This is a genomic window from Tolypothrix bouteillei VB521301 (assembly GCF_000760695.4).
GTDB lineage: Bacteria > Cyanobacteriota > Cyanobacteriia > Cyanobacteriales > Nostocaceae > Scytonema > Scytonema bouteillei_A.
Genome location: NZ_JHEG04000001.1, coordinates 8,904,194 through 8,929,290, shown reverse-complemented (window position 1 = coordinate 8,929,290; position 25,097 = coordinate 8,904,194). Strand labels below are relative to the sequence as shown.

The 25,097-nt window shown below is 42.3% G+C and carries 25 protein-coding genes and 1 other RNA gene; 13 read left to right on the top strand and 13 right to left on the bottom strand.

The window, feature by feature from the left end; genetic code table 11:
• The first annotated feature begins 194 nt into the window (after nt 1–194).
• Nucleotides 195–983, top strand: coding sequence for a hypothetical protein (locus HC643_RS36515; RefSeq protein ID WP_038079474.1), 789 nt, complete (start codon nt 195–197; stop codon nt 981–983).
• Between the two features lie 39 nt (nt 984–1,022).
• On the opposite strand, the gene HC643_RS36510 is transcribed toward HC643_RS36515, so the two are convergent.
• The 3 genes from HC643_RS36510 to HC643_RS36500 all read right to left on the bottom strand — a co-directional run bounded on the left by HC643_RS36510 (nt 1,023) and on the right by HC643_RS36500 (nt 5,291).
• Nucleotides 1,023–3,191, bottom strand: coding sequence for a serine/threonine-protein kinase (locus tag HC643_RS36510; RefSeq protein ID WP_167844831.1), 2,169 nt, complete (start codon nt 3,189–3,191; stop codon nt 1,023–1,025).
• A 196-nt stretch (nt 3,192–3,387) separates the two neighbouring features.
• Nucleotides 3,388–4,515 carry a ligand-binding sensor domain-containing protein gene (locus tag HC643_RS36505; protein WP_038079484.1) on the bottom strand — a complete coding sequence of 376 codons (1,128 nt, stop codon included), beginning with the start codon at nt 4,513–4,515 and terminating at the stop codon, nt 3,388–3,390.
• 260 nt (nt 4,516–4,775) lie between these two features.
• A complete protein-coding gene (locus HC643_RS36500) occupies nt 4,776–5,291 on the bottom strand; it encodes a GNAT family N-acetyltransferase (RefSeq protein WP_038079485.1) in 516 nt (171 codons plus the stop codon).
• A gap of 483 nt (nt 5,292–5,774) precedes the next feature.
• Here HC643_RS36500 and HC643_RS36495 point away from each other — a divergent pair, with 483 nt between their 5' ends.
• The 3 genes from HC643_RS36495 (at nt 5,775) to HC643_RS36485 (ending at nt 8,108) form a co-directional block, all read left to right on the top strand.
• Nucleotides 5,775–7,205: a form I ribulose bisphosphate carboxylase large subunit gene (locus HC643_RS36495; protein ID WP_038079486.1), complete on the top strand. Its 1,431-nt coding sequence runs from the start codon at nt 5,775–5,777 to the stop codon at nt 7,203–7,205.
• A 108-nt stretch (nt 7,206–7,313) separates the two neighbouring features.
• Entirely contained in the window at nt 7,314–7,685 is a 372-nt protein-coding gene (gene rcbX / locus HC643_RS36490; RefSeq protein ID WP_038079488.1) for a RuBisCO chaperone RbcX, read from the top strand.
• An 87-nt stretch (nt 7,686–7,772) separates the two neighbouring features.
• Nucleotides 7,773–8,108 carry a ribulose bisphosphate carboxylase small subunit gene (locus tag HC643_RS36485; protein WP_038079494.1) on the top strand — a complete coding sequence of 112 codons (336 nt, stop codon included), beginning with the start codon at nt 7,773–7,775 and terminating at the stop codon, nt 8,106–8,108.
• 88 nt (nt 8,109–8,196) lie between these two features.
• On the opposite strand, the gene HC643_RS36480 is transcribed toward HC643_RS36485, so the two are convergent.
• The 3 genes from HC643_RS36480 to HC643_RS36470 are packed head-to-tail and all read right to left on the bottom strand — an operon-like array spanning nt 8,197 to nt 11,953.
• A complete protein-coding gene (locus tag HC643_RS36480) occupies nt 8,197–9,408 on the bottom strand; it encodes a WD40 repeat domain-containing protein (RefSeq protein ID WP_038079502.1) in 1,212 nt (403 codons plus the stop codon).
• A 48-nt stretch (nt 9,409–9,456) separates the two neighbouring features.
• Nucleotides 9,457–10,470 carry a cytochrome d ubiquinol oxidase subunit II gene (gene cydB, locus HC643_RS36475; RefSeq protein WP_038079504.1) on the bottom strand — a complete coding sequence of 338 codons (1,014 nt, stop codon included), beginning with the start codon at nt 10,468–10,470 and terminating at the stop codon, nt 9,457–9,459.
• Nucleotides 10,471–10,510: 40 nt separating this feature from the next.
• A complete protein-coding gene (locus HC643_RS36470) occupies nt 10,511–11,953 on the bottom strand; it encodes a cytochrome ubiquinol oxidase subunit I (RefSeq protein ID WP_038079506.1) in 1,443 nt (480 codons plus the stop codon).
• A 451-nt stretch (nt 11,954–12,404) separates the two neighbouring features.
• Here HC643_RS36470 and HC643_RS36465 point away from each other — a divergent pair, with 451 nt between their 5' ends.
• Together HC643_RS36465 and HC643_RS36460 are read left to right on the top strand one after the other, a co-directional pair.
• A complete protein-coding gene (locus tag HC643_RS36465) occupies nt 12,405–13,682 on the top strand; it encodes a RuBisCO small subunit-like domain-containing protein (RefSeq protein WP_038079508.1) in 1,278 nt (425 codons plus the stop codon).
• A 470-nt stretch (nt 13,683–14,152) separates the two neighbouring features.
• Entirely contained in the window at nt 14,153–15,121 is a 969-nt protein-coding gene (locus HC643_RS36460; protein ID WP_038079510.1) for an RpnC/YadD family protein, read from the top strand.
• A 171-nt stretch (nt 15,122–15,292) separates the two neighbouring features.
• On the opposite strand, the gene HC643_RS36455 is transcribed toward HC643_RS36460, so the two are convergent.
• Both HC643_RS36455 and HC643_RS36450 read right to left on the bottom strand, forming a co-directional pair.
• Nucleotides 15,293–15,712: a lysozyme inhibitor LprI family protein gene (locus HC643_RS36455; protein ID WP_038079512.1), complete on the bottom strand. Its 420-nt coding sequence runs from the start codon at nt 15,710–15,712 to the stop codon at nt 15,293–15,295.
• 126 nt (nt 15,713–15,838) lie between these two features.
• Nucleotides 15,839–16,390 carry a 2'-5' RNA ligase family protein gene (locus HC643_RS36450; protein ID WP_038079513.1) on the bottom strand — a complete coding sequence of 184 codons (552 nt, stop codon included), beginning with the start codon at nt 16,388–16,390 and terminating at the stop codon, nt 15,839–15,841.
• Nucleotides 16,391–16,711: 321 nt separating this feature from the next.
• Between HC643_RS36450 and HC643_RS36445 the strand changes: the two genes are divergently transcribed.
• The 5 genes from HC643_RS36445 to queF all read left to right on the top strand — a co-directional run bounded on the left by HC643_RS36445 (nt 16,712) and on the right by queF (nt 18,487).
• A complete protein-coding gene (locus HC643_RS36445; RefSeq protein ID WP_038077844.1) occupies nt 16,712–16,978 on the top strand; it encodes a YciI family protein in 267 nt (88 codons plus the stop codon).
• A 34-nt stretch (nt 16,979–17,012) separates the two neighbouring features.
• An RNA gene (gene ffs, locus HC643_RS36440) (signal recognition particle sRNA small type) lies at nt 17,013–17,109 on the top strand.
• Nucleotides 17,110–17,134: 25 nt separating this feature from the next.
• Nucleotides 17,135–17,521 carry a phasin family protein gene (locus tag HC643_RS36435; RefSeq protein ID WP_038077861.1) on the top strand — a complete coding sequence of 129 codons (387 nt, stop codon included), beginning with the start codon at nt 17,135–17,137 and terminating at the stop codon, nt 17,519–17,521.
• Nucleotides 17,522–17,656: 135 nt separating this feature from the next.
• The gene (locus HC643_RS36430; RefSeq protein WP_038077842.1) at nt 17,657–18,067 is read left to right on the top strand and encodes a hypothetical protein; all 411 of its coding nucleotides are present in this window, start codon (nt 17,657–17,659) and stop codon (nt 18,065–18,067) included.
• 42 nt (nt 18,068–18,109) lie between these two features.
• Entirely contained in the window at nt 18,110–18,487 is a 378-nt protein-coding gene (gene queF / locus HC643_RS36425; RefSeq protein ID WP_038077840.1) for a preQ(1) synthase, read from the top strand.
• Nucleotides 18,488–18,898: 411 nt separating this feature from the next.
• On the opposite strand, the gene HC643_RS36420 is transcribed toward queF, so the two are convergent.
• The 3 genes from HC643_RS36420 to HC643_RS36410 all read right to left on the bottom strand — a co-directional run bounded on the left by HC643_RS36420 (nt 18,899) and on the right by HC643_RS36410 (nt 22,681).
• Entirely contained in the window at nt 18,899–20,311 is a 1,413-nt protein-coding gene (locus HC643_RS36420; protein WP_038077838.1) for a cytochrome c biogenesis protein, read from the bottom strand.
• A 46-nt stretch (nt 20,312–20,357) separates the two neighbouring features.
• Nucleotides 20,358–21,095 carry a cytochrome c biogenesis protein CcdA gene (locus HC643_RS36415; RefSeq protein WP_038077836.1) on the bottom strand — a complete coding sequence of 246 codons (738 nt, stop codon included), beginning with the start codon at nt 21,093–21,095 and terminating at the stop codon, nt 20,358–20,360.
• Nucleotides 21,096–21,253: 158 nt separating this feature from the next.
• Nucleotides 21,254–22,681 (bottom strand): lipase/acyltransferase domain-containing protein, encoded by a 1,428-nt coding sequence (locus HC643_RS36410; protein ID WP_202048691.1) that lies wholly within the window; start codon nt 22,679–22,681, stop codon nt 21,254–21,256.
• 620 nt (nt 22,682–23,301) lie between these two features.
• On the opposite strand from HC643_RS36410, the gene HC643_RS36405 reads away from it, so the two are divergent.
• Complete coding sequence (locus tag HC643_RS36405; protein ID WP_038077859.1) at nt 23,302–23,679, top strand: nuclear transport factor 2 family protein; 378 nt, start codon at nt 23,302–23,304, stop codon at nt 23,677–23,679.
• Between the two features lie 80 nt (nt 23,680–23,759).
• Nucleotides 23,760–24,077, top strand: coding sequence for a threonine dehydratase (locus tag HC643_RS36400; RefSeq protein ID WP_038077834.1), 318 nt, complete (start codon nt 23,760–23,762; stop codon nt 24,075–24,077).
• A 142-nt stretch (nt 24,078–24,219) separates the two neighbouring features.
• Here the strand turns inward: HC643_RS36400 and HC643_RS36395 are convergent, their stop codons facing one another.
• Together HC643_RS36395 and HC643_RS36390 are read right to left on the bottom strand one after the other, a co-directional pair.
• A complete protein-coding gene (locus HC643_RS36395) occupies nt 24,220–24,558 on the bottom strand; it encodes a DUF760 domain-containing protein (protein ID WP_038077832.1) in 339 nt (112 codons plus the stop codon).
• A 129-nt stretch (nt 24,559–24,687) separates the two neighbouring features.
• Complete coding sequence (locus HC643_RS36390; RefSeq protein ID WP_167844830.1) at nt 24,688–24,861, bottom strand: hypothetical protein; 174 nt, start codon at nt 24,859–24,861, stop codon at nt 24,688–24,690.
• Nucleotides 24,862–25,097: the final 236 nt, after the last annotated feature.

Sequence of the window (25,097 nt, the reverse complement as noted above, 5' to 3'; positions counted from 1 at the left end):
CATTGCTTACCAATAGCTTTGCGTGGTGGATAATGCCCACCTTACGCGGATTTTAAAAATCAAATAGACTTTTCATAGTAACAAAGTCTGTTAATAGGATTGCAGGTATTTTATTTATAATGTGATTCGGGAAAGATCGGCGACAAGCCGGGTAAAGCTTGCGCCAAAGGCGATCGCAAATTTTAAAGAAACCTATGCTCAATCAAAAGAATCAAATACCTACCGAAACTTCAAATTTTTTCCAGAAACATACAATAGTATCATCAAGAATATTTCTATGGAGTGCATGGATAATCTATATTGGCTATCTGTTGCTCAGCGATTTACCCCCAGGCTTATCAGTACTGCACATTCAGCCTAAAACATTCCAAGAAGCATTAGATTTGAGCTTAAATTTCTGGTTTGTGATGCCACTTTTATCGCCAAGCACTGCCCCAGTCATCAACCCAGCATTAGAAGGATTATTTAATATTGTTATAACTTGGGGTTTATTATTTTGGGGTTTTCTTGTTGATGGTCGCAATCAACGCTTCCCCATGTTGCCATTTCTGATTGGTACTGCTTTACTGACAAATGTTTTTTATCTACCTTGGTTAGCAATACGACAACCCAACACCCAGCCTCCTAAAGATTCTCTCAACACCTTAGAAAAGATAGCAGAGAGTCGAGCCTTTCCTTTAGTTTTAACAGGTGTGGTTGTTGCTTCTCTTGCTTGGGCAATGCTAGCACGTCCTGAATTTGGTAATTTAACGGCGCGTTGGACTTCTCTTATAAAAATACTATCTACAGATCGACTGGCATATTCATTTTTAATAGATTTCGTTGTTTTCTGGATATTTCAGTCGTGGCTGGTACCGGATGACATGGCACGTCGCCACTGGCAAGATCCTACAATACTGTGGATAGTGCGTTTTGTACCTTTTGTAGGTCTTGTCGTTTTCTTACTTCGTCGCCCCTCACTACCTATTGATTCAGAAAATTAGCCAGGAATGGTATTAAGTTATTTCCTATATAAGTACCCACTAGGGCAAACGCCAAATCTTAATAGTTTTATCTGAACTTCCACTGACTAAAGTTTTGCCATCTGGGCTAATCGCTAAAGCCATAATCATATCTATATGCCCTTTGAGTGTATTTTCAACCTTGCCTGTTATTAAATCTCCTACTTTGATTGTATGGTCATAACTACTGGTAAAAAGAGTCTTACCATTCGGGCTAAATACTACACACGTAATGCCGTATTTGTGCCAATTTAAAGTATTTTTTAACTTACCCGTTCGCAATTCCCAAATTTTAATACTCTTGTCTGTACTCCCACTCACTAATGTCTTTCCATCTGGACTAAATGCAAGGGAATAAATCAAGTCAGTATGCCCGGTAAAGTTAGCTTTTAAGGATGGTGGGTTTAAATTCCAAATTTTGATGGTACTATCGTAACCTCCACTTGCTAAAGTCTTTCCATCTGGATTAAAAGCAACTCGCCATATGGCTTTATCGTGTTCGCCCAAACTATTTAAAGTCTTTTTAAACTCTCCGGTTTCTAAATCCCAAAGTTTAATAGTTTTATCTGAACTGGCACTGGCTAAAGTTTTTCCATCTGGTGAAATTACTACAGATTTTACAGTATCCTTATGCCCGGTAAGTGTTCTTTTTAAGCCTGGTGTTTGTAAATCCCAAATTTTGATAGTACCATCTACACTTCCGCTCACTAAAGTTTTGCCATCTGGTGCGATCGCAACAGAAACAACTCCACCTGTATGACCATTTAAGGAAGTTTTGATTCCCCCCGTTTGCAAATTCCAAATTTTGATACTTTTATCTCCACTACCACTTACCAGAGTTTGCCCATCTGGACTAATGGCAAGAGAACTCACCCAATCATTGTGTCCCTCTAGACTGTTAACAAGTGACAATTTTTCATAGGAAAGATTTGTGTTTAAAAGAATATTTGTGTTGGAAAAACGGGTTGTCATTTGCCACACCCCATATCCTGCAAAACCCATTAACAAAATTGCACCGGTCACTATTAAGGGTTGTGGAAATTTTTTTTGCTGTCTGAATTTATCTATAACTGAAGGTCGCGAAGGTTTTATGCGTTCCTCATTCGATCTAAGTACGGGACGCACTTCGCGATTGCTTGCCTCTGTTGGTGGGACTTGAATGGGAAGAGGTGAAGGTCGAGAATGATAAGTTGCCGTTGGTGGAGAGGATTCGGTTGGTATGGGTGAAGGTTGAGAGTAATAAGTTGCTGTAGGTGGTGGGGTTTCAGAAATAGGGATTTGATAATCTAAGTATAAATCTTGCAAAGCCGCATCTGCAGATTGATAGCGTTGCTGATGGTTTGCTTGCAACAGAGTATCTAAAATATGGGCTAATTCCTGACTTATAGGTTGACGCAAGTATTGCCGCCAATTGGTAACCCATCCAAAACCCTGTTGTTTCCACAGTTCCCAAGGTGCTATCCCTGTCAGCAAGTGAAAGCACGTTGCTCCCAAACTAAATAAATCGCTTGCCGGATATGCTTCCCCATCCTGCATTTGTTCGAGTGGGGCATAACCGAAGGAACCAATAGTTGTTCCCGGTTGAGTCATCACTGTCTCGGTTAACTGTTTGGAAGCACCAAAGTCAATAAGGAATATATCCCCCTGACTTCCTCTCATCAACGAGGGAGATTTGCGACGCAAAATATTTTGGGGTTTGATATCTCTGTGAATCACTTTATATTCATGGACTACAGCGAGGATATTGAGAATATTAGATAATAATTCTCGTAATTTTTCCTCGCTATATATTCCTTCCTGTTTCAACTCATCCAATAAATTCTCACCATCAATAAATTGCTGCACCAAATACAAGCGTTTATCTTCTTCAAAATATGCAAACAATGTAGGAATTTGTGGATGTTCTCCTAACTGTTGCAGTCGCATGGCTTCTTGTTCAAAAAGTTCTGTTGCCTTCTGAATGGCACCCGTTCCCTGCGCTTGAGGTGCAAATTGCTTGATAACACATTTTTCGTTCAGTTTATCAGTGTCAAGTGCCAAGTATGTTTTACCAAAGCCACCGCCACCCAATGATTGAATCGGACGATAGCGATTTCTCAACACTATTAAAGGAGTTCCGCATTTGGGGCAAAATTGCGTACCTTCAGAACAGGGTGGATTGTGACACGAGGAATTAAGGCAACATATCATGGGATATGCATCTATCAAAGGATAGGTTAATTATTACTCAATACTACAGAATTGTCTTGTATGAGTATAAAATTTTGCATGAGGCTAACTGCACCGCCAATTTAAGGTCAGTCCAGATGCTTGGTCTTGAATTGCCTTTTAAATTAGTTACGAGCAACGGACAATGCCCATTGCTCCATTCCCCAGTTTCCATTGTCTACTTAACAGCGCGAGTAAAAGCAAGATGAGGTTGTGCCTTTTGCATTTTTGGCATTAACCACGCAAGACCTTCACTAGTACCAATCCACAATTTATTGCCAATATCAGGAGCAATGCTGAGAACGCGGCTAGAGGGAAGACCGGGAATTTCATCTAACAGTCCTCCAGTATATGGGTTTAATCGTAGCAAACCGTTATTGGTGCCAACCCAAACACTTCCATCTTTAGAAAAACGCACGGCAGTCACGTTACGTCCGCGCAAGCGTGCCACAGACCTCAACACCATACCAGTTTTTGGGTTAATAACTAACAAATTGTTTGGCATTCCAGCCCAAATCAATCCTTCCGGGCTAATAGCTAGAGCTTGTACTGTTGTGCCTGGTAAATTATTAATCCGCTTCATGATGTAAGCGTTGGCAGTATTGACCCGTACCACACCATCAAGCGTACCGACCCAAAGTTGACCTTCTGCATCTAAAGTCATAGCATTGCCGCTAACTCCAGGTAGGTTCTTTAAGGTGGTCATGATTAAGCCTTGATCGGGACTGACTAGAGCTAAACCAGTATCCGTTCCAGTCCACAAGTAGCCGCGCTTGTCAACTAATAAAGATAGCACGCGCTTGGAAGGCAAAAATAAATTCTGTCCTGTAATTTCACCACTGCGAATGTCAACTCGCTGCAAACCTTCATAGGTTCCTACCCACAAACGCCCGACTTTATCTTGAGCGATCGCACCAATTGTGACATTTGGTAAATTTACCCGAGTTAAAATCTTTCCGGTGTTCGGGTCAATGCGCGACAATCCCCGCCAAGAACCTACCCAGAGGTTACCCGTGATATCTTGTTGTAAAGCATTGATACGATAATCGGTATCCTGCAAACGTTCTTGCAGTTGCCGTTCATCTGGTAATGGATCTTGTCTTGGTGGTGGTGCAGAAGGTGGGTAAGCGGGAGTTAATTCAGATGGATCTACGTTCAGAATTTTTTGAGCTAAGAGATTTTGACTATCGGTTTTACGGACGGTTGCTGGAATTGCCACAGCTACATGAGTCATGTTTGGCAATGCTACAAACCCTAAAAGGATAGAACTGATAAATAAACGAGTACGCTTGCAAAGAAACACCACGGTTACACTTCCTTTAAAACAGTTTCCTCAAGGGAGTGAGAATTAAGGATAAGGGGGAAACAGGGGAGAAAAGTTTACCTTATCCCTCTTGTCTACCTTGTCCTCTACTTCGTACAGACGGACGCTCGCCGTACCCCTACTTCCCACTCCCTTCCTTTGAATAAGCTTTGGGTTAAACTCAGTGTTCCCACAGGTGGTATTTTTTTTAACTTTAAACTAGATTCTTTTTTAAAATTGACCGACGACCGATAACGAATGATTTACCAATCTTCTCGACTGATACCGTAGATCGCCGCTTCACTTCCAAAGATTTCTGTTGTTCCTTCAAGTTTTTCCCCTAACTTTTGGGCCACTCTTATAGATGCCAGGTTTTGCGGACGAATCAAACTTATGACATGAGATTGCTGTAGTACGTTGAAAGCATAATCCATAGCTGCTGTTGCACCTTCTGTGGCAAAACCACGTCCCCAGTAATGCCTTCGCAATGTCCAACCAATCTCAAATCCCGGCCAACCTTCTGGTTTCCAGCAACCAAGCCGACCAATCATTTCACCACTTTGGCGTTCTTCAACAGCCCACATTCCATACTGACGGAGTTCCCAGTGACCGAGCATTGTTGCCATGTTGCGCCATGACTCCCATCGAGACAAAGGTTTTCCAGTACCGATGTAGCGCATAACTTCTGGGTCATTACACATTTCGGCATAAGCATCAAGATCGTCTTCACGAAATCCGCGTAAGAGAAGACGCTGAGTTTCAATTTGAGGAATATGCATTTTACACCAAGTTGTACACGTTCAAAGTCAATAAATGCAAGTCATCAGCCAGCAATTTTTAGCTAACTGTTGGTAGTGAGAAAGCTTACCCGTGCCAAGCCATCATTTACCTTTTCTGGCTGCGGTTTACAACCATTGGAGGTACTTTGTAAAGTATTCTTAACAAAATGTTGAAATAAATATTTAATAACAAATTTAAATGAAAAAGTTAAAAATATTCAAAGAATAACTTATTGATTTCTTGATATATTGTGAGACAAGTTACAGATCACGTGACGTGCAAGATCGATCTTTCACTCACCACAGCTTGGGATTTCTGTCAATAAGTTGTTGCAGGAAAAGCGAGACTCTCTGTAAGAGGTAACTCCTGACACATAGTTTCTCCTAATTTCTCCTTGACTAGCAGGGAGGCATTAGGGGTGGGAGAAAGTTGCACGTGACGTGATTTGTGGGTAAAAAGAGTGACTTCTTGGAAGGGAAAGTATGTCTTACGCTCAAACGAAGACTCAGTCGAAATCAGGCTATCAAGCTGGGGTAAAAGATTACAGATTAACATATTACACCCCTGATTACACACCAAAAGATACAGACATTTTAGCGGCGTTCCGCGTAACACCCCAGCCTGGAGTTCCATTTGAAGAGGCAGGCGCTGCTGTTGCTGCTGAGTCTTCCACTGGTACCTGGACAACCGTGTGGACAGATTTGTTAACCGACCTGGATCGTTACAAAGGTCGTTGTTACGATATCGAACCAGTTCGCGGTGAAGACAATCAATTTATTGCCTACATTGCTTATCCTCTGGACTTGTTTGAAGAAGGTTCTGTAACCAATATGTTTACCTCGATTGTAGGTAACGTATTTGGTTTTAAAGCTCTCAAAGCACTTCGTCTAGAAGATTTACGGATCCCAGTTGCTTATCTGAAGACATTCCAAGGACCTCCTCACGGTATCCAGGTAGAGCGTGACAAACTGAACAAGTACGGTCGTCCTCTGTTGGGTTGTACCATTAAGCCCAAATTGGGTCTGTCTGCTAAGAACTACGGACGCGCTGTATATGAGTGCTTGCGCGGTGGTTTGGACTTTACAAAAGATGACGAAAACATTAACTCCGCACCATTCCAACGCTGGCGCGATCGCTTCTTGTTTGTAGCGGATGCTATTGCCAAGTCACAAGCAGAAACTGGTGAAATCAAAGGTCACTACCTCAACGTTACTGCTCCAACCTGCGAAGAAATGCTGAAGCGGGCTGAGTTTGCTAAAGAACTCAAGATGCCTATCATCATGCACGACTACCTAACAGCAGGTTTCACCGCCAACACCACATTGGCTCGCTGGTGTCGTGACAACGGTTTGTTGCTCCACATTCACCGCGCTATGCACGCGGTAATCGACCGTCAAAAGAACCACGGTATCCACTTCCGTGTTTTGGCTAAAGCACTGCGTATGTCTGGTGGTGACCACATCCATACCGGAACCGTAGTAGGTAAGTTAGAAGGCGATCGCGCAATCACAATGGGATTTGTTGACTTGTTGCGTGAAAACTACGTCGAGCAAGACAAGTCTCGCGGTATCTACTTTACCCAAGACTGGGCTTCCATGCCCGGAGTTATGGCAGTTGCTTCTGGTGGTATCCACGTATGGCACATGCCGGCGCTGGTAGAAATCTTTGGTGATGACTCCGTACTGCAGTTTGGTGGTGGAACCCTAGGACACCCATGGGGTAATGCACCTGGTGCTACTGCTAACCGTGTTGCTCTCGAAGCATGTATCCAAGCTCGTAACGAAGGTCGCAACTTGGCTCGCGAAGGTAACGACGTTATCCGCGAAGCAGCTAAGTGGTCTCCTGAATTGGCAGCTGCTTGCGAACTGTGGAAGGAAATTAAGTTCGAGTTTGAAGCAGTTGATACCGTCTGATAAAGGATAAAAGGTAAAGGATAAAGAATGAAGGATAAAAATCTTAAAACAATGATTTCATCCTTCATAACTTTACACTTCATCCTTTAAAGGGGGCTGGGGTCAAGCATGAACATCAAGCAAATTGCGAAAGACACAGCCAAGACGCTGCAAAGCTACCTGACTTATCAGGCGTTGAGGACGGTGTTAGCTCAACTTAGCGAAACAAATCCTCCCTTGGCACTTTGGTTACAACGCTTCTCAGCCGACAAAATTCAAGATGGAGAAGCATACCTTCGGGAGCTTTTCAAAGAAAAGCCAGACTTGGCCTTGCGAATCATGATTGTCAGAGAGCACATTGCAGAAGAAATAACTGAATTCTTACCGGAAATGGTTCGTACTGGCATTCAGCAAGCCAATATGGAACACCGTCGCCAGCATCTTGAACGGCTCACGCAAATCAGCGATTCAACTCCCAGCCCAGAGCAAGAGAATGGTTGATCGTTAGTGGTTAGTAGCTGATAGTTCGTAGGAAAACTACTAACCACTAACCGCCTATAAGCAACAACTACCCATCATTATTAAGATATGCAAACCTTACCAAAAGAGCGTCGTTACGAAACCCTTTCTTATCTGCCTCCCCTTACTGATGCTCAAATTAGCAGACAGGTTCAGTACATTCTCGAGCAGGGTTACATCCCCGCGATCGAGTTCAACGAAACATCTGAGCCAACTGTATATTATTGGACACTGTGGAAGTTACCTTTGTTTGGTGCTAGAAGCACTCAAGAAGTTCTGAACGAAGTGCAGTCTTGCCGTTCTCAGTACAGCAACTGCTATATCCGTGTTGTTGGTTTTGACAACATCAAGCAGTGCCAAGTTCTTAGCTTTATCGTTCACAAGCCCAGTCAGAGCAGATACTAAGGCTGCTTAGTTGGCAATAATTGTGAAAAAGCTGTAAGTCTCTAATTTATCCCCAAATGGAAGAGGTAGAAAATTCTACCTCTGTTTTTTATGCACCGCGCCAAATTTTAACAGTCTTATTACCGCATCCACTAACCAAAGTATGACCATCTGGACTGAAAGCTAAGGAAGTCACCGAGTATGTATGTCCTGTAAGAGTACAAAGTTCATTCCCAGTCGTTATTTCCCATAATTTAATAGTTTTGTCCCAACTCCCACTCGCTATTGTTTGCCCGTTGGGGCTAAATGTTACGAATCTAACTGGTTCCGTATGACCCGTGCAACAAAAAATTTCTTCTCCTGTTGTTACTCGCCACAGCTTTATAGTTTTGTTACTATCGCCACTTAGTATTGTTTGCCCATCTGGGCCGATCGCAACAGAATTAACCGAGCGAGACGAATAAATATTCTCGTGATTCCCTGTCAACGTGTATATTTCCCTTCCCTCCCAAATCTGCCACAGCTTGATAGTGTTGTCAGCGCTTCCACTGACTAGCATTCGCCCGTTGGGGCTAAAAGCAAGGGAATATACCGAATGGGTATGTCCTTTGAAAGTAAGAATTTCTTCTCCCGTACTGACTTTCCATAGTTTGATAGTTGTGTCTCGACTCCCACTAGCGATGGTTTGCCCATCGGGGCTAATGGCAATGGACTGAACCCAATTTTTATGTCCTTGGAAAGTACGAATTTCTGGCCCAGTACTTAAGTGCCATTGCTTAATTGTTTTATCATGGCTACCACTAAATAGGGTTTGTCCATCCGGACTGAAAGCAAGGGAACGAACGTAACTTGTATGACCATTGAGAGTACCAATTTTCTCACCTGTATCTAACTGCCACAGATTGATAAGTCCAAGCTTGCTTCCAGTAGTGGCAAGAATCTTGCCATCGGTACTGATAGCAACGGAATAAACTTGGTGAGTATGATCTCGGAGAGTATAGATACACTTAAAGAATGGATAGGGATTGAATTTTCCAAGCGCCTGCAAAACTTCTGGTTCTGTCCGTTGCCTCAGTAGCAAATATGCTGTTCTTTGTACCTGTTTTGATTCGTCCTTCAAAGCCTGAATCACTAAGTGTAATCCTTCTTGCCCGCAGGTCATAGCTTCTTGTAGGGCAGCAGTTTTTACCTCAACAGCTCCACTCACCAGACGTTGTTTAACTCCAAGCAAACCTCCCAAAACAACACCATTTATAGGCAATGGGTTGTTGCCACCAAGAACTGCATCGTAGTTTTTCGGTTCATGGGAAGGTTCTTTCATATACAGGCGAGCGATCGCTTTTCTTGAAAAAGTTTGAAAAGATGCTTGTTACTCACCATAGTGACCGCCTGTCACTTTACCTCGAAAAATGATGTACTGATAAATGTTGTAAAACAACATCACCGGAATTAGAGCACCAATAAAGATAATCATGAAGACTAGAGCACTGGGGTCTGCTGCGGCTTCATAGATAGTAATTTCCGTTGGGATGATATATGGGAAAACAACTAATGCTAACCCAACAAACGTTAGTACAAAAAGGAGAATTGTCCACACAAAAGGTGCTCTTTCTTCTTTATTGTTCAAACTTTTTAACAAAAGCCCAATCAAGAGAACTCCAAGAATGGGAATGACAGCAAAGACATACAACAGAGGTGGGTCAAATAATTTGGCTCTAGCGCTTTCATAGAATATAGGAGTTGTAATCGTAATTAAAATGGCTCCAATCAGAGTTGTCCAAGCAGCAATCTTCGCAGTTCTGTAGTGGTGTTCTTGCAACTCACCCTCGGTTTTCCACACAAGATAGGTTGAGCCAATTAGAACGTAACCTTGAATTAATGTTAAGGCAACAAGCACTGACTGCCAACTCAGCCAATCCCAAGTTGTTCCAATAAAGTGTCCTGCTTTATCAACCTCAATCCCTTTCAGTACCGCGCCAAGAGCAAACCCTTGACCGAGTGATGCAGCAAAACTTCCTGCACCAAAAGCAAAATTCCAAAAGAATTTGCGTTGAGCTTGTTCGCGAAACTCAAAAGCGACAGCACGAAACACAAATCCAAATACCATTATAAATATGGGAATGTATAGCGCATTTAAAATCGTGCCATAAGCAAGAGGAAATGCACCAAACAAACCGCCGCCCATCAGCACCAACCAAGTTTCGTTAGCATCCCAAACATTGCTTAAGCTAGTCATTAAAATGCCACGGCGTTCTTCATTAGAAGCTGTCAGAGATAGAATTCCTACTCCTAGGTCAAATCCGTCTAGCATAACGTAGAGAAACAGAAAGAGAGCAAGAATCCCAAACCAAACCTGCGGTAAGAAATACGTTAGCGTTCCCATATTCTGAATGATGAATTATGAATGATGAATTATGAATGATTTACTGCTGTGCTTCAACAGGACGTTCATCTGGTACAAACTGTCCGGGAGTTGTGTCTATTGCGGGTTGAGTTTCATCACCTGGTATGGGTAAGTCTAAACTTGGTCCCTTGCGGATAATACGACTGCCAAAGTATAGTGTCGCAACGAATAAAAGAGCATAAGTTGCTGTGAATAAAGTTAAAGACGTTAGAACGTTGCTAGCTGGTATATGAGAAGCAGAATCTCTCGTGCGAAGCAGCCCGTATACCGACCAAGGTTGTCTCCCAACACAACGCACAATCCAACCAGAGTCTACAGCAACATAACCCAAAGGAGCAGTCAAAATCCAAGCTCGCATCAACCATTTTTGCCGAGTAATGTTGTCGTCTTTGAGCTTTCCAGTTATCCACTGCAAGATACTCCATAACATCACTCCCGCCATGAAAAAACCAATGGCGCTCATGATGCGGAAAGAATAGTAAATTAAACCCACTAAATGCGGTCTATCTTCGGGTTTCCATTCCTTCAACCCACGAACGGGTGCAGATAGGTTTTTTTTGAATTCCAGAATGTAACCCAGTGCATTGGGAACTGCAATTTCCCAATCATTTTTTTCTGTCTTCTCGTTAGGTATTGCTACGAGACTCCAGTTTGCAGGTTGTCCCGCAGGAACTGTCTCCCACTGAGCTTCCATTGCTGCTAATTTGGAGGGTTGGAGAAAATACACTTGTTCCGCACTCAAATGCCCAACATAGATTTGCAATGGTGCGATCGCCATTGCTGCTGCGATCGCAATTTTTAGAGACTTAGCAAAGAAAGCTGGTTGACGATTGTTGAGGATGTACCACGCACTAATACCACCAATGACAAACAATGAAGTCTCCAGCGTAGCCAGGAACATGTGGAGAACGCTAGTTGGCATGGATGGGCTAAACATTGCCTGAAAATAATCGTCTACCACAAATTTGCCATTAACCATCCTCCCACCCGCAGGAGATGCCATCCAGGAATTTGCCGTTAAAATCCAGAAAGTTGATAAGTTTGCGCCAATGGCAACCAGAATGGTGGAAAGATAGTGAATTGTGGGATTGACTCGTTCCCAGCCAAACACCATGATGCCTAAAAAAGCAGCTTCCAGCATAAATGCCCAAGATGCTTCAAACCCAATGACGCTACCAAAAAAGTTACCAACTGCTTCCGAAAATGGTGCCCAGTTTGTTCCAAACTGAAATTCCATTGGAATGCCAGTTGCTACCCCAATCCCAAAATTAAGAATATAAAGCTTTGACCAAAAGCGGGCGTGGTAATAGTAGTCGGAATTGCGAGTTTTCAACCACACGCCTTCAACAATAACCAGATAGATAGCCATACCTGTCGTTAAGACAGGCCAGAGCATATGGAATAACGCTGTCAGCGCAAATTGCATACGCGATAACACTACAGTATCAGACAAAAACTCCACGATCGCGCTCCTTTAACCAAAACTTCGCCTTATCTATATCTTTAAGCAAAATTACTGAGCGTAAATTTGTACTTGCTTTGTTAAGGGTATCTTATCAGTAAGAAAATCTCCGTATTTCTTTCAATGTTTATAATTAGCTAGAACTGAAGAAGATACTGGTATTTTTAAGGTCTTTTTAAGAACAGTAAGGAAAAGCAATCAGGTCAATAAACAGAGAAAATAACTTTTTTCCAAAAGGGCCGAACCGTTACAGCCAGAAGAAATTAATATTGATTTAAGGAAGCTGTTTGAAGAACAAAGGATGAAGTATAAGGGCAAAAACTGAGTCAACTGTCGAAAGTAGGAAATTAGAAATTTTTTACACTACACTTAAAATTCTTAATTCTTCATCCTTTAGACTTTATCCTTCCCCAAACGATCCCTTAAGGGATTGAAACAATCGGAGCGGTTCATGGGTTATTACATTTCTCCTCGCTTTTTGGACAAACTTGCTGTCCACATTACCAAAAATTTTCTCGATCTTCCTGGTATCCGAGTTCCCTTAATTCTGGGTGTTCACGGTCGTAAGGGCGAGGGCAAGTCTTTTCAATGTGAGTTAGTCTTCGAGAGAATGGGTATTGAAGCAACTCTTATATCAGGCGGTGAACTCGAAAGCCCAGATGCTGGAGATCCAGCACGTCTCATTCGCTTGCGCTACCGAGAAACAGCAGAACTGATTCGGGTGCGCGGAAAAATGTGCGTATTGATGATTAACGATTTAGACGCAGGTGCCGGACGTTTTGATGAAGGTACGCAATATACGGTCAATACTCAGTTGGTGAACGCTACGCTGATGAATATCGCTGACAATCCAACTGATGTGCAACTCCCTGGTAGCTATGATGCCACACCTATACATCGCGTACCCATTATCGTGACTGGCAATGATTTCTCTACCCTCTATGCGCCACTGATTCGTGATGGCAGGATGGAGAAATTTTACTGGGACCCAGACCGAAATGATAAAGTTGGTATCGTCGGTGGGATTTTTAGTGAAGATGGGCTTTCGCAACGGGAAGTTGAACAACTCGTAGATACTTTCCCAAATCAATCGATAGATTTCTTCAGTGCTATGCGATCGCGGATCTATGACGAGCAAATCCGCCACTTTATTTATGATGTGGGGATTGAACGAGTATCCCAGCGTGTCGTTAATAGTGTTGAAGGACCGCCGCAATTTAAAAAGCCAGATTTCCGCTTGTCCCATTTACTGGAGACAGGTCAGTTGATGCTTGGAGAGCAAAAACGAGTTGATGATTCTCGATTGGTGACCGAGTACAACATCAGGATGCGCTCAAATTATCAGCCAGCACCTCCGCCTGCAGCGCCAACTTATCAGCCATCCACCAATGGTTCCACTCAACCGACAACACCAACAAATGGTAACGGCTACCAACAACAGCAACGACCTAATACAAAACTGAGCCTTGAGACAATAGAACAAATACGTCAGATACTAGCTCAAGGTTACAGGATTGGTATTGAGTATGTAGATGAGCGCCGCTTTCGTACAGGTTCGTGGGCTAGTGGGACGACAAGTTCAATCACTGCTGAAGATGACGCCATCTCAACCGTAGAATCTTGTCTTGGAGAACATAGCAATGAATACGTGCGCCTTGTTGGTATCGATCCAAACGCAAAGCGGCGAGTTGTGGAAACCATTATTCAACGTCCCAATGGAAAGCGGTAGTTGAATTGTAGTAGAGTGTCAATGTTATTTTGAGAGGTTAGTAGTAGCGCTTTAGCGTATGCATCGCAACTACGAACTTGAATGAGGTAGCCATCAATTTAAACTTGACAAAGTAGTAGGCTTCTTGGCGTAAGAGTCTACTACTTTAATTTTGAGGGACTTAAGTTGGTTTCGCTCCCTAACTTCTCTCGTTCCCAGGTAGAACCTGGGAAAAAGGACTTCACAAACAAGGAGCATCGCGATCGACCTTGGCGCAAGCCGTACCCGGCTATCGTTTCCTGGTGCAACTGCAAACCAATTCATGAGGGTAACTCACGAATCAAACATGATGTTAGCCTTGCAAACCTCAAAATACAAGAACCGGACATAACAGTAGAGATACGGTACTGTTTTGTATCAAAAAGTGAGTAACCTTGCTACAATCTATTGCAGTTCTCATCGAGTTGCATCACAATTGCACTCTCAAAACAATGACCAGATTTCCCTACGACCAATTTACCAAAAGTTACTTCAAAGAATTGCTATCGCCATCAGGCAAAGTCGAAACCAGCCGTAAAGTCGCCGCCGAAATCAAGGAAATAGATGTTTATTTTGCACCATCTCCTCAAGAAAGTCAGGAAAGAGAAAAGTTAGGTTTATTAGGGAAATTTGCCGCCACATCAGCAGTATTTGAACCATTCAGAAATGCTGTCAAACGAGGAGAAGTACGAAGTTGTCTCAACAAGTTATTTGATATTTTTGCAGAACTCGAACGAGAAGCTAAGCGGAACGAAACAGAGATAGTCGAAGAAGAATTACCTTTTTTGTGGATACTGTCACCTACAGCCTCAGAAGCGCAGTTGGAGGGATTTAGAGCTATATTAGATGAAGAAAACTGGTTAAGTGGAGTTTACTTGTTAGGGGAGTTTTATCGCGGAGCAATTGTCGCCATTCATCAGTTACCAACAACAGAAGAGACATTATGGTTGAGGATACTCGGAAAAGGGAGAGTGCAGCAACAAGCTATTCAAGAACTGCAAGCGTTACCACAAGAGAATCCCTTGCGGGAAGTAGCGATGAATTTGTTAAGTAATCTCAAAACGACATTAGAACTGAAACAAGAACTAGACCAAGAGGAGAGAGAATTAATCATGCAGCTATCACCAGTTTACGAACAAAGACTTGCCGAGGCTAGAGAACAAGGAGTTCAGCAAGGAATAGAACGAGGAGTTCAGCAAGGAATAGAACGAGGAGTTCAGCAAGGAACTCAAACAGAACGTCGCAATACAATAAATACTTTGTTGAAAGGTCGGTTTGGAACGGTAGATGAAGAATTAGCAGCAGTGATTCAGCCAATCATTGATTTACCTGCACCTGAGTATAGTGCTTTATTATTACAGTTGCTCAATTTATCTCGTGAAGAGTTGTTAGCAAGATTTACGAGGAGCGATCGCTCTTAGGGCGGTCTTCTGTTGAGATATACTGAGACTCGGTTTGTAGTTTTACTGCCTTCATTTGCATCCTAGCTACAAACATAGAGTTTCTAATCTGCTAGCATACAACTCATCCACACCCTTGGGTGCATCGATCTAAAGAAAACAACTTGTGTGTACACCGCAGTCGTTAAAGAACTACCGAGATAGAAACTCTTGCAAATCCTGCGTGCGCTGTTTTGTCAGTCTCTCAAGACATCCGTTTCGGAAAATTTCATAGCCTGTTCCACCACGGGAACCGTAAGTTTCAAAATTACAGTTGTTATCGCGGAATTTAATCCAAGCTTGCTGTGCGGAAGTGAGTATTTGCTTTTGCTCGTTAATTAGACTAGATGTCACTCTTTTGTACACTTCATTCAAGCGTTTGTCTGCTGCTTCGTAAGACAGTTGAGAACAATACTTAAGTTCTGGTGTTGCAACTGCCTTGTTACAATTTACTCTTTGAGCAACAATCTCTTGTGCGGGGCTTGGTGTGGAAAGTACTGCAATGAAAAGTGCTGTGCTTGCTACGCTTAAGACACTGAGAATCAGTCTCTGCTTTATAAATTCTACAGGCATAAATCTTGTATTTTTTAGAACTTAAAAGTCAATAAATTTTCTGAGAAAGATTGAGTAACAAAATAATATAAGGCATGAAAAAATTTTGAGAAGCAAAAGATATGAATCTTAAAAGTTAAGCGGTTGTTAGACTGTAGGAGCTAGAAAGGGAAATTCACTTTTGATATTCCACCGTCTGCCATCATGAGCTAGCAATGTTAAAACCGAAGCAGTAAACTCAAAATGTAACTGACGCTTCTCAAACTCAGCCCATGCAGCTTTAAAGTTTTGTCTGGTTAAATCCTTAAAAGCAACTGTCATATGAGGAACAAAAGGACGTGTTTTGCCAACTTTGTCTGTAATTTCCAAATGAGTTTCTAAATAGGACAGCAAATTTCGGTGTAGAGCTAGCAATTCAGGGCTTCTAACAACGTCAATATATATGACACGAGGTATAAAGGCTGCATAACCGTTAAGGGTAATCGGTATCGAATTTTGACTGAGAGCAAAGGTTTTCAAATGTTCCTCTAGTAAAGGAATATCGGTATCCTCCCATTCAAAAGGTGGTTGTAGGGTAATGTGTGGGGGAGATTTTTGAGCGTGGCTGCTAGCGTACTTGTCAGCAAAGTACTGCTTGATTTGGTTAGCGTGGTCTTGAATTTCTTGAGGTGGTAGCAGAGCTATAAAATATAGTTTCATTGGTCAGGTGGTCAGGTGGTCAGGTGGTCAGGTGGTCATTAGCCCTATCTCAGGAGCGAAGACGCTATGTGCAAGGCACGCGCTGAGTCGCTATCGCGACACGCTTCGCGATGCCGCAGGTTATGCCCGCAGGGCTATACGGGTTCGCCCTCCCTTGTTCGCCAGTCCCCAGGGCGCGGGAAACCCGCCTACAGGGCTGGACTCACCAGTCGCCAGGGCGCGGGAAACCCGCCTGCAGCGCTGGACTCACCATTAGCCATTAGCCATTAGCCATTAGCCATTAGCTATTATTTATATCAGTTTGATGAGGTTGTAAGAGGAATGCCCTGGTTTGTGAAAATCGAAGAAGGTAAGGTTGATAAGCCTACCTTTGACCAATATGTCCCCGCTCATAAAGCTTACGTACAAGAGTTAATTGCTAAAGGACACAAGGCAAAGACTGGTTACTGGGCACAGCGTGGAGGGGGTATGATGGTCTTTGAGGCGGCATCAATGGATGAAGCACAGGCAATTGTGGCGGATGACCCGTTGGTACAAAACAGTTGTGTGAGCTACAAACTCTACGAGTGGAAAATTGTTATTGAATAACACGCAGTTGAAAAATTAGTGCTATTATGAAATAGATCTGGATCTACGCGGCTGCAACGCCCAAACTTTGTCAGGACCGGAAGGTAGCAGCAATACGGGATGCTTGTAGCAGGCGTAGTCTCCGGGTCGCCCTATTTTAGGAGCAGAGAAGCGACAATGCCCGGTTTTGGCGATATTGTTAAAAAAGCTTTTTATCTCGGTGTAGGCTTGGCTTCTTATGCGGGAGAAAAAGCAGGCGGTACATTATCAGAATTGCGATCGCAAGTCCAAAAGCTGGCAGACGAAATGGTTGCGCGGGGCGAAATGACGACAGAAGAAGGACGTCGCTTCGTTGAAGATATGATGAAGCAAGCGCAACAAGCGCCGACATCCGGTTCAACAACAGAAACAAAGCCCCAGTCTGAACCGCGTCGCATAGAAATTTTGGCAGAAGACGAAGAACCAACGACCAAATCGAACCCTCCAACAGAAAACGTAGACAAACTACGCGACCAAGTCAGGCAAATGCAAGAAGAATTGCGTAGGTTGCAACAAGATAGGTAATAATTGATGATTGGAGATACAATTGATTGTATCTCCAAAATATAGTAAGTAAGTAGTCCTCAGAATGTACGCGAGTGCCTGAAGCCATGTACAATTAAGCGTCCAGAGAAGAGGCTGTTAAGGACGTAAAAAATTATGGAAAAGTGGCAGAAAGAGTTTTGGGAAATGATGGAAACAGTGGCTGATGAAGTAGAACGCTTTGTTCTGGGGATGACAGAAATGGTAGATACCTTCTTTGAGGTTACCGAAGAACTGAGCGCACAAGTGCAAGATGCGATCGCCTCTGAAGTTGACCAGTATTTACAAGATTTGACAGAACCTATCTTGGAAGCATACTGGGAACTCGAAGATATTGTTATAGACGATGTTATTTTGGATTCCGGTTTTCCATATCCAGTAGAACCCACATCGGAGCGAAATGCTGCTTGTATTGGATGTCGTCACTACCACGGTCAAGTCTATGGCGGAGAATTGTTAGTCTGTGGTATGCATCCATATGGATGGAATGATGAGAATTGTCCCGATTGGGAACAAGATGAGTTATAGGTTAGTAGTGAGTGATTGTCAACAAATGACAAATGACAAATTATGGAAATGAAATATGGTGAGCGTAATATTGCGGAGGGAGAACTCATTACGTTTCCCAATCCGCGAGTTGGAAGGCGATATAACATTGATATTACTTTGCCAGAATTTACTTGCAAGTGTCCTTTTTCTGGCTATCCCGACTTTGCCACAATTTACATTACCTATATCCCAGATGAACGGGTAGTGGAACTGAAGGCACTGAAACTATACATCAATAATTATCGCGATCGCTATATTTCCCATGAAGAAACAGCCAATCAAATTTTGGATGATTTTGTAGCAGTTTGCGATCCTTTAGAAGTTGTTGTGAAAGCAGATTTTGCACCTCGCGGTAATGTACACATGGTAGTTGAGGTAAAACATCAGAAGAATAACTGATGTTTTACGCAAAGCCCCAACAGCTGCGAAGTTCCACAGACGTCGCCCTCCTTTAAGGAGCTAAGGTGGTGTACGCACAAGTGAGATTTATCCCCCTCTACGGTGTACCAGATCTCTAGAAAAGAGATGAAACATTGTGAAAAGGGAGAATTGGAATGAAGTTCCCCCCTTTTTTAAGGCTACGGTGGTGTACACAAGTCTTTTAAAGTACATTCTTGCGGTTTCGATCCCCCCTAACCCCCCTTAAAAAGGGGGGAATTAGAATCAAATTTCCCTGTTGTCCGGATGTTTTATGTCTTTTCTAGAGATCTGGACACCACCGTAGCTTTTTTAAGGGGTCCATTGGGGGGAAATTCAAATTTGGGGAGAGGAGTTTGGGATAAAGTTCGTTTGGACTTCGTCTAACTTACATTAAATAGACTGAGGCTTCACGGGTAGAGTATTTTCTTCATCCTTGGATGGTAAGCTCAAAGTATCCAATATTTCCAGCATTTCCCGCTCAAAAGTGACTTGGGCGCGATTGGTCTTACCACCTACATATAAGTGACCTTCTTTTTGTAATGCCCAAATTTGAGAATGGGAAAAATAACTCATAACCACACCTAGCATAAGTAAGGCAAATCCTCCATAAACAATAGGTATTCCCGGATCGGCTTTAATTTGTAAGCCAGTGCTACCTACAATGTCCAGTATTTTTAAAGTGACACCGTTAACTTGAGTAGCCATTCCAGCGCGGACTGTATCAATCAACTTTCCACTTGCATCGTAAATAAGCACCATTCCTTGCAAGTCTTTCGCGAGTATGGATACACCTGCACTTAAATCGGGTTTAGTGGGAATCCACGTTCCCCAAATCCTTCCTTGACCGTTAGTATTGAGTGGAGCCATGGGAATTTGAAAGACCGGGCTGTTGTTAACTTTTACTCGAATAGCAGAAATTCCCCAATCAGTTTGATAGAAGGTGACACCACGATAGCGCAGGGGGCTGTTAACAAAAATTGTCTTGCGGTCAACCTCTTGTTCTCGATCGTCTAACACAGACATATCTGAGTAAAACTGGTCGATACCACCAGTGGGGGTGTAGTCAATCCAAAAGCGGTTGACTCGCACCGACCAATCTTTGGGGATTCGCGCTGATGCAAAAGGTCCAGCATCTATGATGTTTTTCACTTGAAATGTATCGCCACTGGCTACCATTTCTTGAGCAACGAATCCAGTCATAGCGCCCCAAATACCACCCAGAAGAGTCATGACAATTCCAATGTGAACCACAATCGGTCCAATGCGCCCAATAATTCCTTTGCGGGCGTAGAGGGTATTCTCTTTTTCTTGAAAAACTTTATAGCCGCGTTTTTGCAACAAGTTTTGTAGAGATGTTGCACTTCTGGTTTCTACATTATCAAATTCTGCACTTAAAGCTAGCTTTTGAAATTGACGGGGTTCTTCGTAATATTTCCATCTTTGGGCTGCTTTTAAGGCTGGTAACTGACGGGTAAAGGTGCAGGCTGTAAGGCTAGTGCCAAAAAAGATAAGTAATGCTAAAAACCACCAAGTTCGATAAACATGGTCTAAACCCAGAATGAGGATGACTTTCCATGAGAGAAACCCAAAGAGGGCTGGGTGTTCTGGGTAGTTGGCTTGGTAGAATGCTACCGATTGACCTTGTTCTATAACAGTACCGCTAACGCTAAACAGAGCGATCGCAAGTAACATCACAATTGCCAAGCGCAAATCTGTCAGCACTGGTAAAAACTCTTGTCGCAGCAAACGTCCTAGTGCTGACCGTATAGATGTTTTGTCGGAAACGGGATTATCTATAGTCATTGGAATTATGCAGAAATTTTTATGTATAAAGCTCATCCGTCAGCGGTCACTGTATGAGTGGAAGCCGGGACATTAAGGAAAACACGCCAAATCCTACCAACAAAGCACCACTGATTGGATTGATCCAGCTAGACCAACGGCGCAACTCTAATAATTTCTTTATAGAAGCTGTAAAAGTACCTGCCAAAATCAGGGGAACAACATAACCTGCTGTATAGCAAAGGAGTAAAACAGCACCTAAAACTAAGTCTTGTGTTTGAGCAACCCAACCCAACAAACTAGCTAAAACAGGAGTACTGCAAGGAGAAGCAACGACACCAAAACTCAAACCAATGAAATATGCTCGCACTCCTTGGGGTAATTCTTGAGAAATCCATTCTGTCCCGCCAAAAGAAGGTAATTGCAGGGGTAAAGCTTCAAGTAGGTTTAACCCCATGAGAATAGCAATAATGCTGACAATAATTGGTAAGCCAAGACCTACTTGACCGTAAACTTTGCCGACGAAAGCTGCTACAATACCAAGACCGGCGAGTGTGGTTGCCAATCCCAAAGCAAACCAAGTTGACTGAGCAACACCTTGCCACCGGCTTTTTGCTTCATAACCGCCAATGTAGGCAATGGTAATTGGCAACATGGAAAGCATACAGGGCGTAAGACTCGTAAGCAATCCTGCAATGAAAATAATACCTACACTTACCCAAGTTAAATGAGTCAATTGGTTGGATACGAGGGCATTCGCAAATTGTTCTAATTCATACAGTCGGGTTTGCAGGATTTCAAGCATGAGGCTTTTAAAAGGGAGAAACTCTTATTCTGCTTGCATTTTAGCTTACTTTGAACTGTGTGAGAGGGATGAGAGGTGAGCGGTAAGGGGCGAATGTCTCTTGCTTTAATGGTTGAAGGTGGAAAGTAGAGGTAAGAGCCAGTTGTTTCTTAAATGAGTTATCCGACTACTTCAAAGATATCGTGAACGGCGTTTGGATCTTGAGGGTCAGCATCCTCTGTGAAGACGCTCAAACGGTAAAGCCCAGGAACCAAGTCTTCAAGAGTTAATACCCAATCCTGCTCTTGTTCTTGTAAAGCTGCAACTCGTGAAGTTCCTTCTCCTGTAGCGGGAGTAATTTCGGCTTTCAGCCCTCTAGGATGTTGGTCGAAATTCACCAATCGTGCATGAATAATGACAGGCTCATCGGGTAAGTAAAGATCGTCAACAGAAATGCTAATACCTTTTAATTTGTCAGCCCTGCGAATACCACCTAAATCTTCAACTTGTGTTGTTTGCAGGACATAAACGAGTTGCTCTTGAACTTGACTGTGCTTGTGGATAGCACCGTGTTGTTCAACAACATGAATATCTCTAAATTCGTTAGAGAGTTCGATGGGAATTGCTGATAAGTAAGGAACAGTACCATCACCATCACCCAATATTGGATTTATCCCAGGAGGAAGTTCCGAACCTGCGATTAATTTTCCATCCACCCAGCTTGCTGATTGTAAAGTTGGTTGTTTGCGACCAACCATAGGAATAGTTTTATGCGAATTTCGATATTCTTCATCATTTTTGTGGCTGTTGACAGCCGCTTCTATTTCCCGATGAAATGCCAAAGCATCTTGTGCTTTTTCTAGAACAATGTTTGGTAAATTGGCAGTTTCCGCAATCCGCTGATATTTGTTACCAACTTTGACCATTTCATAGATTGGTAACAGTTGATAAACTGTCGTGAGCGATCGCATGACCTCAGTTAAATCAAGAAACAATTGTTTGTAGCCATTTGCTAAGAAGTTCACTGCATTCAAAGACCCCCGGTAAGGTGTTCCGAAGGTAAAAAGGGCTTTACAATCTCGCCAACCTTCTAAAACCTCTATATAGTATCGAGCAACCAGTCCTCCCATACTGTGTGCCAGTAAAATAACTTTAGCATCTTGATTTTGAGATTCTCGCCACAGTTTTAACTGTCGCTCTAGCAAGCGTTTAAGCAATCTAGCGCTAGCACGGTTGTCGCGTCGCCAATCGTAGGGATACTCAAAAAAATTAGCAGGTTTATCGTTCTGAAAAATATTACCCGGTACAACCTCAAAATTTTCATTGATAAGGTTAGATAGGGTTGTATAGCCATCAATTTTGACGAGCCCTGGAATTAAATGAGCATCAGCTACCAAACGAGTCGCCTTAATCCCATCTCCCAAATCTTCCGCATAAGGATCGTCACCATTTAACTTTAAATTTTGAAAAGAATCTCCCAAACTAGTTAAAGCTTGCCATAGAGATTGGTTTGAAACTGCCCATATATCTTTACCATCTTTTTGAAGAACACTCCCCGTAATCCCAGGTAAAATCACCACAATGTCTTTCATGAGGGTTTTTGACATTTTTTCTTCCCCTTTGATTCACTGAATCCTACTTTAAAAAAGTGGTTGAACACTCAAAAAGAAAAAATACGCTTGCGATATTCGCAATCGCATCCTTACAAATAAACCCCAACTGCATCGACTGAGCTTGTATAGCCCCCTAACTGTATTCTGACGGCAATTTGCCAACACGGAATACTCCCAATTTTATCACTCCGTAAGTCAGTAAAAGAACACAATTTTATGACAAATTAGGATAACTTGCACCGACTTACTTATGTTAAACTTGCAATCGGCAACTGCACTTACAAGAACATCAATACTTTAATAAATTTGCAGACTGCATAAATAAGTTTTTAATAAAACTTATTTAGTATCAATGAATTTGTAGCTGCCTTTAGTAAGGGTGGCAATGCTACCCAAAAGTCTTATATGGCGGTGTGTTACCACCTCACTGCATTTGATTTATCAAATAGATGCTTAAAAATGAGATTGTAGTTATGCTTCAGTACTGAAAAGCAATTACAAACAGCAATTATTATTAGTGAAAGCTTTAACTATAATAAATAGTTAACATTAAAATTTATGTATCGGAGGTTTTCCTGTTATTTTTAATAATGAAAGTATTTTTTCTGTTTCTAATGACTATCGAAGCCGTTATATCTTCCTATTTTGTTAATTTTGCAGAGATGAACCCAGAAAGCTGGATAGAGAACTTTACAGAGGATGCTGTAAGTTACGATCCAGTCGGACATCCACCAACAAAAATCCGTGAAGGGTTTCGAGATTTTATTGGACAGTTGCGAGCAACCTTTGAAAAGCTAGAAGCAAAAACAGAGCACATTTTTATTGCAGGAAATGAAGCAGCTGTTAAATGGACTATGCAAGGAGTCGCAAAGAGTGGTAAGTCAGTCACTTTTGAAGGTATCACAGTGTTTGAAGTTAATGAAGCTGGCAAAATTCAAACAACTCGTGCTTATTGGAATCCAGCAGCGTTAGTAGCACAACTGCGTTCCTAATGTTTCTGTCAATAGCCAATCTTCCATCAGCCATTAGCAATTAGCTATAATAATGACATAGTAGCTATAGGGTCGCTACCATGTCACGTTTAATACAAATCTTTCAAAATACCTTTATTCGCTTTGAAGCCTTTTTCGGATTTCTTCTGAGAAGTCTCTTGAACTTCTTTAGCAGCATCAAGAATTTTTTTGCTAGGCTGTTCGGATTTTCCAATTCTCAATATTTCTTAGAACCCGATACAGCACAGGGGATAAAACGCAGTACGAGCGAGCAATCAAAAATAGAAGAATCCAAACCCGCACAAATAAACGAAACACAAACCAAAATTCGTCCTCGTCGCCCCAATCCTCAGATGGATTACTTTCTTAACATGGCTCGCGATGTGAAGAAAAGTTAGTAAATTTCGTAAATGTCGAGACGCGCTATGGCGCGTCTTTATTATGGTTGCAAGCAGTTGCTAACCGTACTTTAACGAACCCCTTAAAAAAAAATTCGGGAGTCGTTTCCACCCCCGTTGAATAACCCACAAAAATTGCTTCCTAGTCTTCTGAGCGAGCATCTGCGGTTTGTAAAGCCTTTTCAAAGACCATACGATTTTCAGCGTTACGTAGAAAGTAACCGTTCATCATTGCAGCCGCAAGAAGCTTTCCAAGGTTATCGCGACTCGTTGTAATAGTGACATTGAAGTGTTCTGAAGGCAAACCTCCCAACATAGTGATAATCGTGCGTTCCATTGCTTGAAGCACTTCGGGAGATGAAGGTTTAGAAAGTTGGGCAATGGTTTCCGGGCTCATAGATTGAACGTATTGCCACAACAAGTTTCCATTTGACACTTCACTACCAAAATATTCTGGGTTAAGGTCTGACAGATTATTCATGGTAGAAACCTGCAATTTACATAGTTATGTGTACTTCTACAAACTAATTTAGCAGTTTCTTGACAGTGTCTCAGTGAGCCTAACCGAACTCTATATAGGCGGTTCCTTCTACTCTTCTTGATACCAGAATTAAAACTTGATAATACCGAAGTAAGCACTTGCTGCAAGAAGGATAATGACCAATACTCCTATTGTAGCACTTGTTACAAATTGTACGGATGTTTTTTGATTGAGAGCTTCTTTATTTTGCCCTTCGGATTGAGATATTGTGTTGTTAGAATTTGTGGTTTTGTTAGTTGTCATGGTTTGTTATTGCAGTTATAGTTAATGTCTATTCATTCTCTAGTTTCCTTCACCATCAAAAAACTGCATCTAACTTTCGGCTTATCAATAAGCTGTATAAAAAGGTTGATTCCTCTGTTGGAGACTCCTCTTAGAGACTCATATAACCTCTGAGATGTTCTTCTTGCTCCGTAGCTTTTTGCAATCGTCTACCGTCAGAAAGAGGTTGAATAATTGCAAGTTCGTAAAAATCTAAA

What these genes read in the sequence shown, in the direction of transcription:
- HC643_RS36515 (WP_038079474.1), top strand. Translation starts at nt 195, where the DNA reads ATGCTCAATCAAAAGAATCAAATACCTACCGAAACTTCAAATTTTTTC.
- HC643_RS36510 (WP_167844831.1), bottom strand. Translation starts at nt 3,191, where the DNA reads ATGATATGTTGCCTTAATTCCTCGTGTCACAATCCACCCTGTTCTGAA.
- HC643_RS36500 (WP_038079485.1), bottom strand. Translation starts at nt 5,291, where the DNA reads ATGCATATTCCTCAAATTGAAACTCAGCGTCTTCTCTTACGCGGATTT.
- HC643_RS36495 (WP_038079486.1), top strand. Translation starts at nt 5,775, where the DNA reads ATGTCTTACGCTCAAACGAAGACTCAGTCGAAATCAGGCTATCAAGCT.
- rcbX (WP_038079488.1), top strand. Translation starts at nt 7,314, where the DNA reads ATGAACATCAAGCAAATTGCGAAAGACACAGCCAAGACGCTGCAAAGC.
- HC643_RS36485 (WP_038079494.1), top strand. Translation starts at nt 7,773, where the DNA reads ATGCAAACCTTACCAAAAGAGCGTCGTTACGAAACCCTTTCTTATCTG.
- HC643_RS36480 (WP_038079502.1), bottom strand. Translation starts at nt 9,408, where the DNA reads ATGAAAGAACCTTCCCATGAACCGAAAAACTACGATGCAGTTCTTGGT.
- cydB (WP_038079504.1), bottom strand. Translation starts at nt 10,470, where the DNA reads ATGGGAACGCTAACGTATTTCTTACCGCAGGTTTGGTTTGGGATTCTT.
- HC643_RS36465 (WP_038079508.1), top strand. Translation starts at nt 12,405, where the DNA reads ATGGGTTATTACATTTCTCCTCGCTTTTTGGACAAACTTGCTGTCCAC.
- HC643_RS36460 (WP_038079510.1), top strand. Translation starts at nt 14,153, where the DNA reads ATGACCAGATTTCCCTACGACCAATTTACCAAAAGTTACTTCAAAGAA.
- HC643_RS36455 (WP_038079512.1), bottom strand. Translation starts at nt 15,712, where the DNA reads ATGCCTGTAGAATTTATAAAGCAGAGACTGATTCTCAGTGTCTTAAGC.
- HC643_RS36450 (WP_038079513.1), bottom strand. Translation starts at nt 16,390, where the DNA reads ATGAAACTATATTTTATAGCTCTGCTACCACCTCAAGAAATTCAAGAC.
- HC643_RS36445 (WP_038077844.1), top strand. Translation starts at nt 16,712, where the DNA reads ATGCCCTGGTTTGTGAAAATCGAAGAAGGTAAGGTTGATAAGCCTACC.
- HC643_RS36435 (WP_038077861.1), top strand. Translation starts at nt 17,135, where the DNA reads ATGCCCGGTTTTGGCGATATTGTTAAAAAAGCTTTTTATCTCGGTGTA.
- HC643_RS36430 (WP_038077842.1), top strand. Translation starts at nt 17,657, where the DNA reads ATGGAAAAGTGGCAGAAAGAGTTTTGGGAAATGATGGAAACAGTGGCT.
- queF (WP_038077840.1), top strand. Translation starts at nt 18,110, where the DNA reads ATGGAAATGAAATATGGTGAGCGTAATATTGCGGAGGGAGAACTCATT.
- HC643_RS36420 (WP_038077838.1), bottom strand. Translation starts at nt 20,311, where the DNA reads ATGACTATAGATAATCCCGTTTCCGACAAAACATCTATACGGTCAGCA.
- HC643_RS36415 (WP_038077836.1), bottom strand. Translation starts at nt 21,095, where the DNA reads ATGCTTGAAATCCTGCAAACCCGACTGTATGAATTAGAACAATTTGCG.
- HC643_RS36410 (WP_202048691.1), bottom strand. Translation starts at nt 22,681, where the DNA reads ATGTCAAAAACCCTCATGAAAGACATTGTGGTGATTTTACCTGGGATT.
- HC643_RS36405 (WP_038077859.1), top strand. Translation starts at nt 23,302, where the DNA reads ATGACTATCGAAGCCGTTATATCTTCCTATTTTGTTAATTTTGCAGAG.
- HC643_RS36400 (WP_038077834.1), top strand. Translation starts at nt 23,760, where the DNA reads ATGTCACGTTTAATACAAATCTTTCAAAATACCTTTATTCGCTTTGAA.
- HC643_RS36395 (WP_038077832.1), bottom strand. Translation starts at nt 24,558, where the DNA reads ATGAATAATCTGTCAGACCTTAACCCAGAATATTTTGGTAGTGAAGTG.
- HC643_RS36390 (WP_167844830.1), bottom strand. Translation starts at nt 24,861, where the DNA reads ATGACAACTAACAAAACCACAAATTCTAACAACACAATATCTCAATCC.